Raw genomic sequence first — 16,063 nt, 5'->3', positions numbered from 1 at the left:
GGTCCGTGCCCGGAGGGGCACGGACCTTCGGTGCTGCGCAGACAGAGGATCAGCTGTTCTCGGCCATCCGGTCCCGAACGGCCGTCAACTCGCGGGCCTCCTCGGTCAGTCCGGCCTGTTGGCAGCGCTGGATGCCGGCCGCCAGGCGCGCCCGGGCCGCATCCGTGCGCCCGAGCGTGCGCCCCTCGACCAGGGCGGCCAGCCGGACCGCCTCGGCCCGGGGTGGCTCACCGTCAGGTCCGCCCGCCTGGTAGCCGGCAATCGCCAACTCGGCGGCCGCCAGTGCCGGTTCGCCCTGGTCGGCCATCGCGTTCACCCGGGCTCGCTCGTAGTGCAGCGCGGCGTCCAGCTGCCAGAAGGGCAGCTCCTCGCCGTCCTGCCCGGCCTGCTCGCGCACCCGCTCGGCCTCGGCCAGCCGCTCCAGCGCGACGGGCAGCCCGTCCGGGCCCTGGGCCGCCACCGTGAGCCGGGCGAACTCGCGCAGGACCGCGAGCACCTGCTCGGTCCTGGGCGCCGTCCGGTGCGAGGCGAGGGTCCGCTCCAGGGCGGTGCCGGCGGCCTCCCAGAGACCGGCCTCGGCCAGCGCGACGGTCGCCTCGCCGGCCACCATGGTGTGGGTGTCCTGGTCCTCCCAGCCGGCCACCGCGTCGGCCAGGCCGAGGTACTCCTCGGCCGCCGCGCGGTGCTCGCCCAGCGTGAACAGCCCACGGGCCAGGTCGAGTCGGACCTGCGCCCGCAGCCGCTCGTCCAGCTCGGCGGCGTCCGGCGCGAGCAGCACCGACTCCAGGACGGCGACCGCGTCGGGCAGCCGGCCGCTCTCCCGCAGCGCCTCCGCGAGCTGCAGCCGGACCTGGGCGGCCTCGGCGCCGTCACCGGCCCGGTCGAACCTGGCCGCGGCCTCGGAGAGCGCCCGGATCGCGCCGCCGGTGTCCCCGAGGTGCTTGCAGGCGTGCCCGAGCAGCGCGTACGTCGGCCCGAAGGGGAAGGAGGTCTCGCCCCAGCGGGCCGCCTCGGACAGCGCCCGGTGCAGCAGCGGGACGCCATCGCCCGGCTCGCCGCGCAGGAAGCCGAGCTGGGCCAGCTGGACCAGCACCCGGGGCTCCAGCCACGGGAGTTCGGCCTGTTCGAGCAGCTCCCTGGCCTGCCGCAGCTCGGCCTCGGCGGAGTCGGTCAGCCCCTGCCGGGCGTGCGCGTCGGCGACGTACTGGTGCGAGGTGGCCACCCGGCGGCTGTTGCCGTGCGCCTCGCTCTCCCGCCGGTAGCGGGCCACGACGGTGTCGAACCGCTCGGCCTGCTCCTGGGGCGGCTCCGGCAGTGCGGCGATCAACTCCCGGTGCGCCGCCAGCGCGTGGCACTGGAGGACGGTCAGATGACCGTCGGCCGGTCCGGCCGGGTCGGTGGCGTACAGCGCTTCGCTCTCGGTGAGCACGCCCTCCAGCGCCGCCCAGTCGGCGGCCCAGCCGTCCTGGTCCAGGCCGAGGACCAGCAGCCTGGAGCGCACCGCCAGCACCTGGGCGGGCAGTCCGGCGGCCTCGAACCCGGCCTGCGCGGCGGTGAGTTCGGCCCGGGACAGCTCCAGGTCGTCCACCTCCGCGGCGTCGAAGGCCCGCTGCATGGCGACCTCGGCCGCCAGCCGGTCCAGGGTGCCGAGCTCGGGGTCCTCGGGGTGGACGTAGTCGTCGGCGCCGATCAGCTCGCCGACCCGGTGCCAGAGCAGATCGCTGTCGGGGTGCCCGGTGGTGCGCAGCGTGCGGGCCCGCAGCACCAGACCCCGCAGGTCCTCGGGGACCGGCTCGACCGGCGGGCGGTCGGCCGGGGCGGTCGGTGCCGACGCCTGTACGGCCGCGGCCCGCACGCCGAGGGCGAGCGGCTCGGTCAGCAGCGGGCGCTGGGCCAGCCGCTGCCGGCGCCGGGCGCCGACCGCGCCGGTGCCGTTGCGGACGTCGAACCGGTCCGCCAACTCCTTTGCCTCGGAACGGACCTGGGCCAGCAGCGTGTCCACCGTCCAGTTCGTCCCGGGCGGCCCACTGACCGTCAGCTCCCGGTGCCCGCGCTCGGCCAGCCCGGCGCACAGCAGCTCGACCCCGACCAGGAACTCCAGCCGGGCCAGCGGGTCGCCGTGCCCGCCGAACAGGTCGCGGTTCTCCGCCAGGATCTCAAGACCGCGCGCCTCGTTGCCGGAGAGCGCGCAGAACTCCAGGTGCAGGCCGATCTGTTCGGCGGTGCTGGACTTGCCCCGGGCGAACCGGTAGCCGACCAGGTGGCTGGAGACCGCCTCCTCGGTCCGGCCCTGCCGCAGCAGTGGCAGCAGCGCGTGCGCGTGGCTGGTGTACGGCTCCTCGGCGCAGGTGCGGTGCCCGTCGAAGACCGGCTGCCACACCTCCAGTGCCCGGGCGTCGTCCCCGCCGCGCGCGTGGTGGATCGCCTGGGCCCGGATCTCGCAGGCGAAGCAGTCGCTGTACTCGGTCCGGCCCCGTCCGGCCCACAGCTCGAAGGTCTCGGGGCGGTCGTCCCCGAGGTGCGCGGCGAGGTGGAACCGCTGGGCGTAGTACGGCTGGAGCCCGTGCCCGGCGGCCAGGTAGCGGTCGCGCATCTCGGTGTGCCAGCGCCGCACGGCGGTCAACGGCACGTCAGGAACGCTCAGCAGGGCGGAGGCCACCCACTTGAAGCGCCAGAACACCTGCCGCGCGGCCCACTCGTCGAAGTCCTCCGGGTTCTTGTCCCAGAGCTGCAGGACCCGGGCGAAGACCACCGGGGACTTGCGCTGCTCGCCGTCGTACTCGTACGCCTCCATCAGGTCGAGCAGCGCGGCGACCAGCAGCGCGGGGTCGTCGAACTGCTCGGCCGCCGCGACGAGTTCCTCGGCGGTGACCGTGCGGGGCCGCCCGTACGGCAGGCCGTCGTTGGCCCGCAGGGCCTCCAGTACGGCGTCCTGGGTGTCCAGCATTACGACTCCTCCTGCGGCGTGATCTGCGGCGCGATCGCCTCGTGGCCGAGCATGGCGTGGTCGAGCAGGCTGATGAACGAGCGGTTGAGCAGCGCGCTCTCGCTGGCCCGCAGCGGACGGCGGGTCAGCAGCACGGCCTGCCCGTACAGCGCCTCGACGGCCGTCACCACCAGTTCCCGGTGGCCAATCGAGGCAGCCCGGCGGACCAGCGGGTTGAGGTGGTTCAGCACCAGCTGGGCGCGCGGCACCTCGGCCCGCAGCGAGCCGAGGATGTCGGCCCACAACCCGTCGGCGTCGTCCGCCAGTTGGGCCCGGGTGCGCTCGTGCCTGGCCTCCCGGTTGTCCAGCAGCAGGGCCGGGGCGCTGGCCGGGTGGAAGGAGCGCAGCGCGACGTCGCAGTCGAACCGGCCGACCACCTCGCGGGCGATCGCCAGGAAGCCGGCCGCGGCGAGCTCGGCCTCCGGGGCGACGGTGTCCAGGTGCGCGGTCACCGTGCCCGGGTCGAGGTCGGCCACCGAGCTGCCGGGCCGGATCTCCGGCAGCCGGTGCACCAGGTCGCGGTCGTAGGTGTACCCGCCGTTGACCACGCCGAGCCCGGCCGCACCCGCGATCGGGGCGACCTGACGGAACTCCTCGACGGTACGGGCCACTAGGATCACCGGGTGCGAGCGGGCGAACTCGTCCAGCGTGACATTGCCGTCGGTGGTCTCGAATGGGAGCCACGGCAACAGCATCTTCAGCAGCTCGTCGTCGTGCCTGGCAAGGGACTTGACGGCCAGGTGGTGCACGCTGATGAAGCGGTGCAGCAGCGCCGGGTCGCTGGCGGACAGGCCGGTCAGCCAGTCCCTGATCCGGGCGCCGAGCGCGTCCCGGACGGCGGCCAGCGTCTCGTCCGCGTACAGCCCCTCGCGGGAGGCGGTCGGCCGCAGGCTGTCGGCGTCCACCACGCAGCGGACGAAGAAGGCCCAGTCCGGCAGCAGTTCGTCCGCCTGGTCGGAGACCAGCATGCCCTTGAGGTGCACCCGGTGCCCGGCCCGGCGGGACGGCGGCACGGCGTCGGGCAGCACGTACGCCACCCCGCGCAGGCCGACCAGCGGCAGGTCGAGCTCGATGCTGTCCAGCGGGGTGAAGTCGAAGGTCGAGCGGCAGTACGCGGTCAGCGCGTCCCGGCGGGCCAGCGGAGAGCCGTGGTGTGCGGCCCAGGGTGCGGTGACGTTGACCGTGGTGGCGGTGCCGCGGCCGTCGACCACGGTGACCTGACGGCGCAGCAGACTGCCGTAGTGGCGGGCGAGTTCGACCACCTGGCCGGCCGCGGTCCACTCGGCGGCGTCCGCGCGCGGGACCAGGGTGACCGTGGTGCCGGGCTCGGGCTTGGCGGCGGACGGCAGGGTGGTGATGGTGTACCGGCCGTCCGAGCTGCCGCGCCACTCGATCACCGGGGCGTCCGGGGCGGCGGCGGAGCGGGTGACCACGGTGATCTCGTCGGCCACCACGAAGCAGGCCAGCAGGCCGATGCCGAACTGACCGATGAAGTCCCCGCGCGCGGAGGCCAGTCCGGCCCCGTCCAGCCGCCCGTCGGCGTCCCGCTTGGAGCTGCGGCCGATGGTGGCCAGGAAGGTGTGCACGTCAGCCTCGGTCAGGCCGACCCCGGTGTCGGTGACCGACAGCCGGCCGTCGGCCACCACGGTGATGGTGGCGGGCGAGGCCGGGTCGAGCGCCTGGCGGGCGGAGATCGCGTCCACCGCGTTCTGCAGGAGCTCACGCAGGTAGACCCGCGGGCTGGAGTAGAGGTGGTGCGAGAGCAGGTCCACCAGGCCGCGCAGGTCCACCTGGAAGGTGTGGGCGGCCGTGGGGCTTTCGGAAGGGGACACCGGTGCTGGCTCTTTCGGTCGGTGCGGGCGGATCAGGGTGGGACGGACCTACTTCGCGCAGTGGTCCCGGAGTGCGGTGAACGCCTTGGCGGGGTCGTCGCCGTTCAGGTACCGCCAGGGGGAGCTGGTGACGGTACTGCCGACGGCCTCGAAGAGCTGCCGGGCGGTCCAGGTCTCGCCCGCCAGGGCGAATGCCATGGCGAAGGTGTTGTACGCGGACTGCCAGCCGACCGGGCGGACGTAGTCGGGGTGCAGGATCGAGCGGCGGAGCGCTTCGCGCAGGTCCGAGAGCACGTCGTGGCTGGTCAGGTAGGAGCGGTCGGCGCCGGAGGGCAGGTCGAGCCAGTGCTCCAGATGACCGAGCGCGACCAGCTCACCGAGCGGGCTGCCGGGCGGCGCCGCCAGCATCGAGCTGCGGGCGAACGCGTGCATCTCCTGGTGCGATCCGCCCCACTTGGCGCACAGCTGCTGGAGCCGCTCCCGGTGTGAGCCCAGGTGCCCGGGGCACCGGCGGACGGCAGCCTCGAAGCGGATCCGGCCGGCCTCCTTGTCCACCGATGCGCCCCGGCCGCTGATCTGCAGGAAGTACCAGGGGGCGAGCCACTCCGGCTCCCGCTCGGCCACCTCGAACAGCTGCTGCTCGGCGAGTTCCAGGCGCTGCCGGAACACCTTCCACTGGTCCTCGGAGACGTGCTGCGAGGATGCCCTGGTCCTGGCCTCCCAGGCCCAGGCCACCTGCCGGGCGCCGGAGAGCAGCAGCGGCAGCGCCGAGTCGGGCTCACCGCTCGCCGCCTCGGGGATCCACTCCTCGATCCCGCCGACCTCCGACACCCCTGCCACCATCCAGGTGAACTCGGCCGGGTCCTGGATCGCGGTGAGGCTCGCGCGCAGGGCGAGCCAGTCGCCTGCCTCGGCCTGGCGGAGCATCAGGGCCAGGGTCTCGTTGCCGTAGGCGGGATCGACCGCGGGCGGCACGCTCCGGTCGCGCGATCTCCACCGGAAAAACGTCATGGTACGGCCCTCTCACCTGTGTTCGCGGACTCCGCCGGGCAGCCCGATGACCGTCCCGAAGGGAGTGCCTATCGCCCCGAGTGCTGTGTGTTCAACGGATTATCACTGGTCGAACTGACGGCCCGTCCTGCGGGAGCCGGGCCGCCGGGCGCAAGTGGAACGATTGGTGCCGGTACGTCCGGGGATCGGACGTACCGGCACGGTGCCCACGGGTGACGGGACCTCAGTCGATCTTCGGCGACCCCCCGCGCAGCAGCCCCCGGGCCGGCAGCAGGACGGCCGCCGCACCCGCGACCGCCACCGCGCCCACGATGCCCGCGCAGAGCGCCGGGCTGATCGCCAGGGTGGCCAGCCCGGTGACCGCGCCGCCGAAGGTCAGCAGGGTGGCCGCCGCGACCAGCGCGCCCACCACGGTGCCGGTGCCGACCACCACGGCGGTCTCCATCCGGAGCATCCGCAGCAGTTGACGGCGGGTCGCCCCGACCAGCCGGAGCAGCGAGAGCTCGCGGCGCCGGGAGGCGGTGGAGACGGCCAGCGTGGTGACCACGCCGATCATGATGAACCCGGCGATCGCGGCCGAGGCGAGCAGCCCGACCAGCCCGCTCTGCCTGGCCCGTTCGGTCAGCGCCTCGCCGTACGCCGGGGCGGAGGTGGTGTGCACGCCCCGGAAGGTGTCGGTGACCGCCTTGAGGTCGGCGTGGCCGCCGACCAGCAGGTAGTCGTCCAGGGCGGCGTCGGTGCTGTGCGCGGCGACCTCGGCGCGGGGCAGCAGCACGCTGCCGAAGCCCAGGCTGCTGCCGTAGACCGCGACCACCTCGGGGTGGATCTCGGTGCCGTCGCCGAGCCGGAGCGAGGTGGTCGTGCCGACCTCGGTACCGCCCGCGACGTCGGCGCCGAGCGCGACGGTGTTCGGCCGCGCCAGCCCGGCCAGTGAACCCGACGTCACGTCGGGGTCGAGGGTCGCGGTGCTGCCCTCGATGCCCTGGGCGGCCAGCGACTGGAGCTGACTGCCCACCACCTTGACCACGGTGGTCCGCTTCACCGCCGTCACCGGGGCCTGACCGACCGTCTGTTGGGCGGCCTGGTACGCCCGGTGCGGGATGCCGGGTCCGTCCGAGACCAGCACCTGGTCGGCGCGCAGCCCGACGGTGGCCTGGACCCGGGTGGCGTTCACCACGGAGGTCTGCACGAACAGCTGGCCGGCGCCGAACGAGACCGCCAGCGCGATCGGCGTGATCACCGTCGCCATCCGGACCGCCGCTGCCCGCGCCCCGTCCGAGGCGAGCCGCCCGGAGACCGGGGAGACCAGCCGCAGCGGCATGCTGAGCAGCCGGATCCCGCCCCGGGCGATCCACGGCCCGAGCAGCGCGGTGGCCCAGATCAGTGACATCACCAGGCCGCTCATCGCGGCCACCGCCGCCTGCCCGCCGAGGGTGAACGCCACCGCGGCCATCGCCAGACCCAGCACCAGGAACACCAGACCGGTGACCATCCGCCAGCGCGGCAGCCGGGTCGGCTCGGTGGCGGCCTCGCCGAGCGCCTCCACCGGACGGATCCGGGAGACCCGCCGCGCGGCCAGCCAGGCCGCGCCGACGGCGGCGAGCACCGTGACCAGCATCCCGCCGACCACCGGCAGCGGACCCGGCGTCAGGGCCAGCTCCGGGGGCAGCCCGCCCCGACTGGTCATCAGCCGGTGCAGCAGCGCCCCGCTGCCCAGCGAAAGCACCCCGCCGACGGCGGCGGCCGGCACCGCGACCTTCAGCGTGCCCCGGACGATCAGCCGGCGCACCTGACGGGGCGTCGCACCGACGGCGCGCATCACCGCGAGCTCGCGGACCCGGTCCCGGACCGACATCTCCAGCAGCGAGGTCACCACCAGCAGCGTGACCATCAGGGCGACGCCGCCGATGGACCCGCAGATGCCGATCAGATCCGCCCGGGCGGCGGGGACGGCCGGGTGCTCCACGTCGCCCCGGGCCGCCCCGGTGGCCACCACCCGGTCGGGGGCGGCCTGCTGCAGCGCCGCCACCGAGGTGCCGGGCCCACCGAGCACCACCAGCGCGTCCGCGCTGCCGGGGTGGCCGCTGAGCGCGGCGGCGTACGACTGGCTGAAGTAGACGTCGCCGCCCCCGTTCACCAGCCCGGAGACGGTGAACGGCTGCGGCCCGCCGTCGGTCTGCAGCTGGACGGTGGCGCCGACCGTGGCCCCATCGGTGGCGGGCAGGACGACCTGGCGGTCGCCGACGGGCGCGCGTCCCGAGCCGAGCGGGGCGCCGGTCAGTGCGGCGGACTCCCAGCCGTGGCCGGTCAGTTGCCGCCCCCGGTCGTCGACCACCGGGACCGAGACGTCCTTGACCACGCCGGTCACCCCGGGCACCGCCCGCAGCCTGGCGGCCTCGGCCTCGGCGTCGGGGATCCGGGCCCGCTCGGTCAGCGGACGGGTCTCGGTCTGTTTCGACTCCCCACTACCGGTGGTGTGCGAGACGCTCTGGGACCGGGCCACCACGGCCACCGCCCCCGCGTACCGGTCGAGTTGGCCGTGCGCCCGCAGCCCCGACTCCAGCAGGACCCCGAACGAACCGACCAGCATGGCGGCGAACATCAGCGCCGCCGCCACCCCGGCGGCGATCCCGCGCCTCACAGCGTGTCCCAGCGGTGCAGCACGGCCTCGGCGGTGGGCGCGACCAGCTCGTCGACGATCCGGCCCGCGCCGAGGAAGACCACGCTGTCGGCCCAGGCCGCAGCGGCCGGGTCGTGGGTGACCAGCACGATGGTCTGGCCGGTCTGGTCGACCGCCTCGCGCAGCAGCCGCAGCACGTGCCCGGCCGAGCGGGGGTCGAGCGCGGCGGTGGGCTCGTCCGCGAAGATGATCTCCGGCCGGGTGACCAGCGCCCGCGCCACCGCCACCCGCTGCTGCTGCCCGCCGGACAGCTCGGACGGCCGGTGGTGCAGCCGGTCCGCCATGCCGACCCGGTGCACCACTTCCTCCAGCCAGCCTTCGTCGGCCTTCCGGCCGCCGAGGAACAGCGGCAGGGTGATGTTGCGTCGGACGTCCATCGACGGCACCAGGTTGTAGCCCTGGAAGACGAAGCCGATCCGCTCCCGGCGCAGCCGGGTCAGCTCGGCCTCCTTCAGCCCGGCCAGGTCGATGTCACCGAGCCGCACCGTGCCCCTGGTCGGCCGGTCCAGGCCGGAGGCGCAGTGCAGGAAGGTGCTCTTGCCGGACCCGGACTGCCCCATGATCGCGGTGAAACTGCCCCGACGGAATCCCCAGCTCACCCCGTCCAGCGCGGCGACCTTGCCGTAGTCCTTGCCGACCTGGTCCATCGACACGGCGAACGGTGTCGCCTGGATCGTCGTCGTTTGCATGCTGCCCCGCTCCTCGCAGTTCTTCGTTCTTCGGCTCGCTACCGAACGTAGTCAGGAGCAGGGGTCGCGGGCAGCGGGACAGACCCCCCGATCCGGGGTGTAGCGCGCTACACCCCTCAGGTGGGGAGGGCCCCCGTGACGTGCGACTTTGCCTGCCGTACGGTTGGGAATCATGAAGCTGAAGGCAGGGGCGCGGCGCGCGACGGTCCACCTCGTGGGTGGGCTGCTCACCGCCGTTCCCGCGCTGGCCGGCTACGTTCTGCTGCCACTGGTGCTGCTCACCATGTTCGGGCTGCCGGTGCTGCCGGCCGCCGTCCGGCCGCTGCGCCGACTGGCCGACGTCGAGCGGCGGCGCGCCGGGCAGGTGCTCGGCCGGCCGGTGCCGGGCGACTACCCGCCGGTCGAGGGCGACCTGATGTACCGGTCCTCGCGGCTGATCCGGGATGCCGGCACCTGGCGGGACATCAGCTGGATGCTGGTGCACGGCTTGCTCGGGACGGTGGTCGGCACCCTGGTGCTGGGGCTCTGCCTGAGCGTCGCCGTCGCGCTCACCGTGCCGCTGTGGTGGTGGGCGGCCCCGCCCGGTGCGATCGACATGCTCGGCGTCCCGGTCACCGACTGGCCCCGGGCGATCGGCCTGACGGCGGCTCAGATCCTGCTCTGCACAGGGCTGTTGTACGCGCTGGCCCCGATCGGCATGCGACTGCAGGCCCGGCTGGCCGCCGCCCTGCTGTCCACCTCCAGGGCCGACGCCGGCCGCCGGATCGAGGAGCTGACCGTCTCCCGGGCCGAGGCGCTGGAGGCGCACGGTGCCGAGCTGCGCCGGATCGAACGGGACCTGCACGACGGCACGCAGGCCCAACTCGTCGCGGTGGCCCTCCGGTTGGGCCTCGCCGACCGGGTGTTCGAGCAGGACCCGGACGCCTCGCGGAAGCTGTTCCTGGACGCCCGCACCGGCGTGGAGGAGGCGCTCACCCAGCTCCGTACGGTGATCCGGGGCATCCACCCGCCGATCCTGTCCGACCGGGGGCTGAACGGCGCGATCCGCTCGCTCGCGGCGGGCCGCCCGATCCCGGTGGCCCTGGACCTCCCGGACCTGCCCCGGCGCCCGCCCGCCGCCGTCGAGGCCGCCGCGTACTTCGTGGTCGCCGAGGCCCTCACCAACATTGCCCGGCACAGCGGCGCGACCCGGGCGGAGGTGTCGCTCCGGCAGGCCGGCCGCAGCCTGCGCATCACGGTCCGGGACGACGGCCGCGGCGGGGCCGACCCGCAGGCGGGCAGCGGCCTGGCCGGCGTCCGGCGGCGGGTCGCCGCGCTGGACGGAACGACCCGGATCGACAGCCCCGTCGGGGCCGGAACGACACTCGAGGTGGTACTGCCGTGCGGATCGTGATGGCCGAGGACAACGTCCTGCTCCGGGAGGGCCTGGTCCTGCTGCTGGAGACCGTCGGTCACGAGGTGGTCGCGGTGGTCGGCAGCGGCCCCGAGGTGCTGCCCGCGCTGCTGGAGCACCGTCCCGACGTGGCGGTGCTGGACGTACGGCTGCCGCCCGGCTTCCGCGACGAGGGCCTGCGGGCGGCGATCGAGGCCCGTCGGCTGCTGCCCGGGCTGCCCGTGCTGGTGCTCTCCCAGTACGTCGAGGAGAGCTATGCCGCCGAGCTGCTGGCCCAGGGGGTGGCGGGCGTCGGCTACCTGCTCAAGGACCGGGTCGCCCGGGTCGAGGAGTTCCGCGAGGCGCTGGAGCGGGTGGCCGCGGGCGGTACCGCGCTGGACCCCGAGGTGATCTCCCAGCTGATGAGCCGTCACGACCCGCTGGACACGCTGACCCAGCGCGAACGCGAGGTGCTCGGCCTGATGGCGCAGGGCCTCGACAACCCGACCATCGCCGGGACGCTGTTCATCACCGAACGCTCGGTCAGCAAGCACATCGGCAACATCTTCCTCAAGCTCGACCTGCCGCAGAGCGACAGCGGCCACCGCCGGGTGCTGGCGGTGCTGGCCTACCTCAAGGCCTGACCGGACGTCAGCGCGTCACCCGTCAGCGCGTCACTCGAGTCGGCGTCAGGGCAGGGTGGCGGCCCCGGCGCGCAGGAAGGCCATCGCGGTGTCGATGTTCGCCTCCTGCGGGTGGTGGCAGAGCTCGCTGACCATCGCCGCCGCCGCTGCCGCGGCCATCCGGGGGCCGAAGGCGTCGGGTGCGCTGCCGCGCTCCTCGGCGAACATCCGGGCGCCGTCCTGGATCACCTCGGCCAGCCGGAGACTGCCGGCCGCCTCGAGCTGGGGATTGGCGTCGAGCATCCGGTCGGTGAGCTCGTCGAGGTCGCTGCGGTCGGCGAACTCGTGGCGCAGCCAGTGCTCCAGCGCGTCCAGAATGGTCCAGCCCGGCGGCCGCTGCCGCAGTGCGGTGGCCAGCCGGTCGGCGAAGGACTCGAACTGGGACAGTGCCAGTTCCAGCTTGGACGGGAAGTACAGCGTGACCGTCCGCGGCGAGACCTCGGCCGCCTCGGCGATGTCGGCGATCGTGGTCGCCTCGAAGCCCCGCTCGGCGAACAGCTCGTACGCGGCCCGCACGATCGCCTCCCGGCGCCGGGCCTTGCTGCGCTCCCGGAGGCCGTCCGTCGTCCGCAGGCCGTCAGTGGTCATGGCCGCATCTTACCAGCGACGGCTAAATTACACTCGACTGCAATTCTGCCTTAGAGTGTAGTGAGACGGTGGCCCGTGGGGGTGGCCGCCGGGACGAGAGAGGGGCATCGACATGGCGTCACGCCTGTACGCATGGGGGCGCTGGGCGATCCGCCGACGGGGCCGGGTGGTGGCCGTCTGGCTGCTGCTGCTCGCCGTGGTCGGCGGCCTCGGGATCACCCTGCACGGCAAGCCGAGCACCGCGTTCTCGGTGCCTGGGATCGAGTCCCAGCAGGCCCAGGACCTGTTGGAGGCTCAGTTCCCGGCCGCGGCGGGCGGGGTGGCCCGGGTGGTGTTCGCGGCTCCCGAGGGCGGCACGCTGACCGGGCCCGCGGCCGGAGCGGCGATCGCCGACGGCCTGCGGACCGCCGCCCAACTGCCGGGCGTGGTGGCCGTCCTGGACCCGGCCCACGGCGGGGCGATATCGGCGGACGGGCGGATCGGCTACGCCGACGTCCGGTTCGGCGTGGCGGCCGACGAGGTGCCGCAGACCGCCAAGGACGCCCTCTCGCGTGCCATGGACCCGGCCCGATCCGCCGGACTGGCAGTCGAGTTCGGCGGCTCAGCCATGCAGCCCAAGACCGAGGTCGGCGGCCCGGCGGAGGTGGTCGGCGTGGTGCTGGCCTTCGTCATCCTGGCGCTCGCCCTCGGCTCGCTGGTGGCGGCCGGACTCCCGTTGCTGACCGCCGCCGTCGGCGTGCTGATCGGTGTGCTGGGCGTTCAGTTCGCCTCCCGCTTCCTGGAGATGACCAACACCGCCACCGTGCTCGCCCTGATGATCGGTCTGGCGGTGGGCATCGACTACGCGCTGTTCATCATCGCCCGCCACCGGGAGCAGCTCGCCGACCCCGAGGCCGACCTCGACGACTCGATCGCGCGGGCGGTGGCGACAGCCGGCAGTTCGGTGGTCTTCGCCGGAGCGACCGTGATCATCGCGCTGGCCGCGCTCGCGGTCACCGGCATCCCGTTCCTGACCGTGATGGGCCTGGCCGCCGCCGGCACCGTACTGCTCGCGGTGCTGGTCGCCGTCAGCCTGGTGCCCGCCGTGCTGAGCCTGCTCGGCGAGCGGCTGCGGCCCAAGGCCCGCCGTCCGCGCACCGCTGGTACGTCCGAGGGCCCCGCCCGTAAGCCCGCCGCCTGGAGCCTGGCCTGGGCCCGGCTCGTCACCCGGCGGCCGCTGGTGGTCCTGCTGGTCGGCGTGATCGGCCTGCTGGCCCTGGCCCTGCCGGCCCGCGACCTGCGCCTCGGGCTGCCGAGCTACGCCTCCCAGCCGGCCGACAGCACCCAGCACCGCAGCTACCGGCTGCTGACCGAGGGCTTCGGCCCCGGCTTCAACGCCACGCTGGCCGCGGTGGTCGACACCAGCGGCATCGCCGCCGACCAACGGGCCGCCACGGTTGGGGAGTTGGGCAAGAAGCTGGCCGCCGATCCCGGCGTGGCGGCGGTCGCCCCGCCGGTCACCAATCCCGGCGGCAACCTCGCCGTGATCGCGGTGGTGCCCAGGACCGGCCCCGACGCCCAGGCCACCACCGACCTGGTGCACCGCCTGCGGGAGAACGCGCCCGCCGTCGACCGGACCGGTGGCACCCTCTACATCGCCGGTGCCACCGCCGCCGCGATCGACGTCTCGAACAAGCTCTCCGACGCACTGCCGCTGTTCGTCGCCATCATCGTGATCCTGGCCCTGATCCTGCTGACCATCGCCTTCCGGTCGCTGCTGGTCCCGGTCAAGGCCGCACTCGGCTTCCTGCTCTCGATCGCCGCCTCGCTCGGCGTCACCGTCTGGGTGTTCCAGCAGGGCCACCTCAACGGTCTGCTCGACATCCCCTCGGCCGGACCGGTCACCGCCTTCCTGCCGGTGCTGCTGATCGGCGTGCTGTTCGGGCTGGCGATGGACTACGAGGTCTTCCTGGTCAGCCGGATGCGCGAGCACCACGAGCACACCGGGGACGCGGCCGCCGCCATCGTGCACGGCGTGGCCCGGAGCGGGCGGGTGGTCTCCGCCGCCGCGCTGATCATGGTCGCGGTCTTCGGCGGCTTCGTCTTCAACCACGACCCGATCATCAAGTCGATCGGCTTCGCGCTGGCCTTCGGCGTGCTGATCGACGCCTTCGTGGTCCGGATGGCGCTGGTGCCCGCCGCGATGGCGCTGCTCGGCCGCCGCGCCTGGTGGCTGCCCCGGGCCCTCGACCGCCTGGTGCCCGACGTCGACATCGAGGGCGCCCACCTTCCCGCGCCCCCCGCGGCGGCGACGGCGGGGAAGCGGGACCGGGTTCCGGTGGGCTGACCGGGCGGGTGGGCGGACGGATCGTCAGCTGCTGACCGGCCGTACGGTGTCGCCGCCCACCAGCTCCGGGAGGCCGGGGGTCAGCCAGTGCAGACGGTCCGCCAGCCCGGCCTCGGCGAACCGGGCGTCGACCTCCGCCCGGCCCTCGGTGAAGTGCTCCCACGAGGTGTAGTGGACCGGCACGACCCGCCGGGCGCCGAGCGAGCGGGTGAGCGCGGCGGCCTGCGCCCCGTCCATCGTGATCAGGTCGTCGCCGAAGCCCGTGACCCGGGCGGCCCCCAGGTGCAGCACGGCGGTGCCGATCGTGAACCGCCTGCCGATCTCGTCCAGTTCGGGAAAGTAGACGGTGTCCCCCGAGACGTAGACGGCCTCCTCCTCGCCCGGCACCTCGATCACGTAGCCGGTCACGTCGCCCACCGGGCCGTGCTGGCAGGGGGTGCCGGTGATCCGCAGACTGTGCTCCCCGACCGTCAGCGTGCGGGTCTCCCACGGGGCCAGGCCCACGGCCTGCCCGCCGAGCCGGCCGGCGCCGCTGACGGTGGTGAACACGGGGTGGTCCGCCAGCAGGGCGCGGCCGGTGGCGTCCAGGTTGTCGGGGTGCTCGTCGTGGCTGAGCAACACCGCGTCGAACGACGGGAGTTCGGTCGGCGACAGGACGGGACCCGCGGTGCTGCGCAGGACGACCGGGCCGCGCCGGTACTCCGCCGGGGCGGGGTCGAAGGCCGGGTCGGTGAGCAGGAGCAGACCGCCGATCTCCAGCAGGGTGGTCGCGGTGCCGATGTGCGTGACAGTGATCTTCAAGGCCGGTTCTCCTCGTTCTGGGCATGCGGGGACGACCGGCGCCTCGGCGCCGGGGAGTGGGTCAGAGGGGGTTCAGCGGGCCGCCGGGAAGCAGCGCCGGTACTCGCCCGGGCTGGTGCCGAGGCGGTCACGGAAGACGCGGTGCAGGGTCTCGACCGAGCCGAAGCCGGAGCGGCGGCTGACCTCCTCCAGCAGGTGGTCGGTCCGCTCCAGCAGTCGGCGCGCCGTCTCCAGCCGGGTCTGCTCGACGAACGCTCCCGGCGTCGTACCGGTCTCGGTCTGGAAGACCCGCGCGAAGTGACGTTCGCTCAGCGCGAGCCGGGACGCCAGCGCGGGCACGGACAGGTCGCCGTCAGGGTGCTCGCCGATCCACCGGCGCAGCTCGCCGACGTCTTCGCGGGTACCGGCCTGCTGGGACAGTGGGACGCTGAACTGGCTCTGGCTGCCCGGTCGTTGAAGGTACATCACCATGATCCGGGCGACCCGCAGGGCGAGGTCGTGGCCGTGGTCCTCGGCCACCAGCGCCAGGGCCAGGTCCAGTGAGGCGGTCATGCCCGCGCTGCTCCAGATCCGGCCCGAGCGGACGAAGATCGGGTCCGCCTCGACCTCGACCTCCGGGTGGTCGGCGGCCAGCCGTGCGGCGGTGGCCCAGTGCGTGGTGGCGCGGTGACCGTCCAGCAGTCCGGCCGCGGCCGTCAGGTGCGCGCCCGCGCAGACCGACGCCACCCGTCCGGCCTGGGGCCCGACCTCGCGCAGCCACTGCACCACCACCGCGTCCACCCGGGGCACCGGACCGTCCGGGCCCACGTCCACCCGCCCTGGTACGAGCAGCGTGTCGGGTCGCTCCGGTCGCTCTCGGAGCGACTCCCCGGCATACAGCGGAATGCTGGAGGAGGTCGGCACCGGGCCCGGCCGCTCGGCGAGCACCCGCACCTCGTACCCGGCCCGCCCCGGCGGCAGCAGCTGGCCGGCCAGCGTGAACACCTCGGCCGGTCCGGTCACGTCCAGGGCGTTGACGCCGGGGAAGACCGGGATCACGACCAGGTGCGCCAGGGCGGTGGGTGCGGGGTTCATGGCCTCAGCCTTTCCCGTCGG

General features: G+C 74.1%; 11 protein-coding genes. 3 read left to right on the top strand and 8 right to left on the bottom strand.

Going from position 1 to position 16,063, the window contains the following annotated elements; all coding sequences use genetic code 11:
• Positions 1–49: 49 nt before the first annotated feature.
• The 5 genes from F4556_RS03445 to F4556_RS03425 form a co-directional block, all read right to left on the bottom strand.
• Entirely contained in the window at positions 50–2,947 is a 2,898-nt protein-coding gene (locus tag F4556_RS03445) for a hypothetical protein (RefSeq protein ID WP_184911503.1), read from the bottom strand.
• Entirely contained in the window at positions 2,947–4,818 is a 1,872-nt protein-coding gene (locus F4556_RS03440) for an HSP90 family protein (RefSeq protein WP_184911501.1), read from the bottom strand. Before F4556_RS03440 ends, F4556_RS03445 begins: the two co-directional genes overlap by 1 nt.
• Positions 4,819–4,866: 48 nt before the next feature.
• Positions 4,867–5,829, bottom strand: coding sequence for a hypothetical protein (locus F4556_RS03435; RefSeq protein WP_246510959.1), 963 nt, complete (start codon positions 5,827–5,829; stop codon positions 4,867–4,869).
• A gap of 223 nt (positions 5,830–6,052) precedes the next feature.
• The gene (locus F4556_RS03430) at positions 6,053–8,470 is read right to left on the bottom strand and encodes an ABC transporter permease (protein ID WP_184911500.1); all 2,418 of its coding nucleotides are present in this window, start codon (positions 8,468–8,470) and stop codon (positions 6,053–6,055) included.
• Positions 8,467–9,198 carry an ABC transporter ATP-binding protein gene (locus F4556_RS03425; protein ID WP_184911499.1) on the bottom strand — a complete coding sequence of 244 codons (732 nt, stop codon included), beginning with the start codon at positions 9,196–9,198 and terminating at the stop codon, positions 8,467–8,469. Before F4556_RS03425 ends, F4556_RS03430 begins: the two co-directional genes overlap by 4 nt.
• Positions 9,199–9,370: 172 nt before the next feature.
• On the opposite strand from F4556_RS03425, the gene F4556_RS03420 reads away from it, so the two are divergent.
• Both F4556_RS03420 and F4556_RS03415 read left to right on the top strand, forming a co-directional pair.
• Positions 9,371–10,591 (top strand): sensor histidine kinase, encoded by a 1,221-nt coding sequence (locus F4556_RS03420; RefSeq protein ID WP_184911497.1) that lies wholly within the window; start codon positions 9,371–9,373, stop codon positions 10,589–10,591.
• Positions 10,579–11,214: a LuxR C-terminal-related transcriptional regulator gene (locus F4556_RS03415; protein ID WP_184911496.1), complete on the top strand. Its 636-nt coding sequence runs from the start codon at positions 10,579–10,581 to the stop codon at positions 11,212–11,214. The genes F4556_RS03420 and F4556_RS03415 overlap by 13 nt, the downstream gene beginning before the upstream one ends.
• Before the next feature lie 45 nt (positions 11,215–11,259).
• Here F4556_RS03415 and F4556_RS38925 read toward each other — a convergent pair whose 3' ends face one another.
• Complete coding sequence (locus F4556_RS38925) at positions 11,260–11,841, bottom strand: TetR family transcriptional regulator (protein ID WP_184911495.1); 582 nt, start codon at positions 11,839–11,841, stop codon at positions 11,260–11,262.
• A gap of 112 nt (positions 11,842–11,953) precedes the next feature.
• On the opposite strand from F4556_RS38925, the gene F4556_RS03405 reads away from it, so the two are divergent.
• Positions 11,954–14,167, top strand: a complete 2,214-nt coding sequence (locus F4556_RS03405; RefSeq protein ID WP_184911494.1) for an MMPL family transporter — start codon at positions 11,954–11,956, stop codon at positions 14,165–14,167.
• 24 nt (positions 14,168–14,191) lie between these two features.
• Here the strand turns inward: F4556_RS03405 and F4556_RS03400 are convergent, their stop codons facing one another.
• Positions 14,192–14,968 (bottom strand): MBL fold metallo-hydrolase, encoded by a 777-nt coding sequence (locus F4556_RS03400; RefSeq protein ID WP_184911492.1) that lies wholly within the window; start codon positions 14,966–14,968, stop codon positions 14,192–14,194.
• 72 nt (positions 14,969–15,040) lie between these two features.
• On the bottom strand, positions 15,041–16,042 hold the full coding sequence (locus F4556_RS03395) for a GlxA family transcriptional regulator (RefSeq protein WP_184911491.1): 1,002 nt from the start codon (positions 16,040–16,042) through the stop codon (positions 15,041–15,043).
• Positions 16,043–16,063: the final 21 nt, after the last annotated feature.

The organism is Kitasatospora gansuensis, assembly GCF_014203705.1.
Lineage (GTDB): Bacteria > Actinomycetota > Actinomycetes > Streptomycetales > Streptomycetaceae > Kitasatospora > Kitasatospora gansuensis.
This window is presented reverse-complemented; position numbering and strand designations above follow the sequence as displayed.

Coding starts and splice junctions, on each gene's coding strand:
- F4556_RS38925 (WP_184911495.1), bottom strand. CDS start 11,841: ATGACCACTGACGGCCTGCGGACGACGGACGGCCTCCGGGAGCGCAGC.
- F4556_RS03405 (WP_184911494.1), top strand. CDS start 11,954: ATGGCGTCACGCCTGTACGCATGGGGGCGCTGGGCGATCCGCCGACGG.
- F4556_RS03420 (WP_184911497.1), top strand. CDS start 9,371: ATGAAGCTGAAGGCAGGGGCGCGGCGCGCGACGGTCCACCTCGTGGGT.
- F4556_RS03425 (WP_184911499.1), bottom strand. CDS start 9,198: ATGCAAACGACGACGATCCAGGCGACACCGTTCGCCGTGTCGATGGAC.
- F4556_RS03445 (WP_184911503.1), bottom strand. CDS start 2,947: ATGCTGGACACCCAGGACGCCGTACTGGAGGCCCTGCGGGCCAACGAC.
- F4556_RS03395 (WP_184911491.1), bottom strand. CDS start 16,042: ATGAACCCCGCACCCACCGCCCTGGCGCACCTGGTCGTGATCCCGGTC.
- F4556_RS03435 (WP_246510959.1), bottom strand. CDS start 5,829: ATGACGTTTTTCCGGTGGAGATCGCGCGACCGGAGCGTGCCGCCCGCG.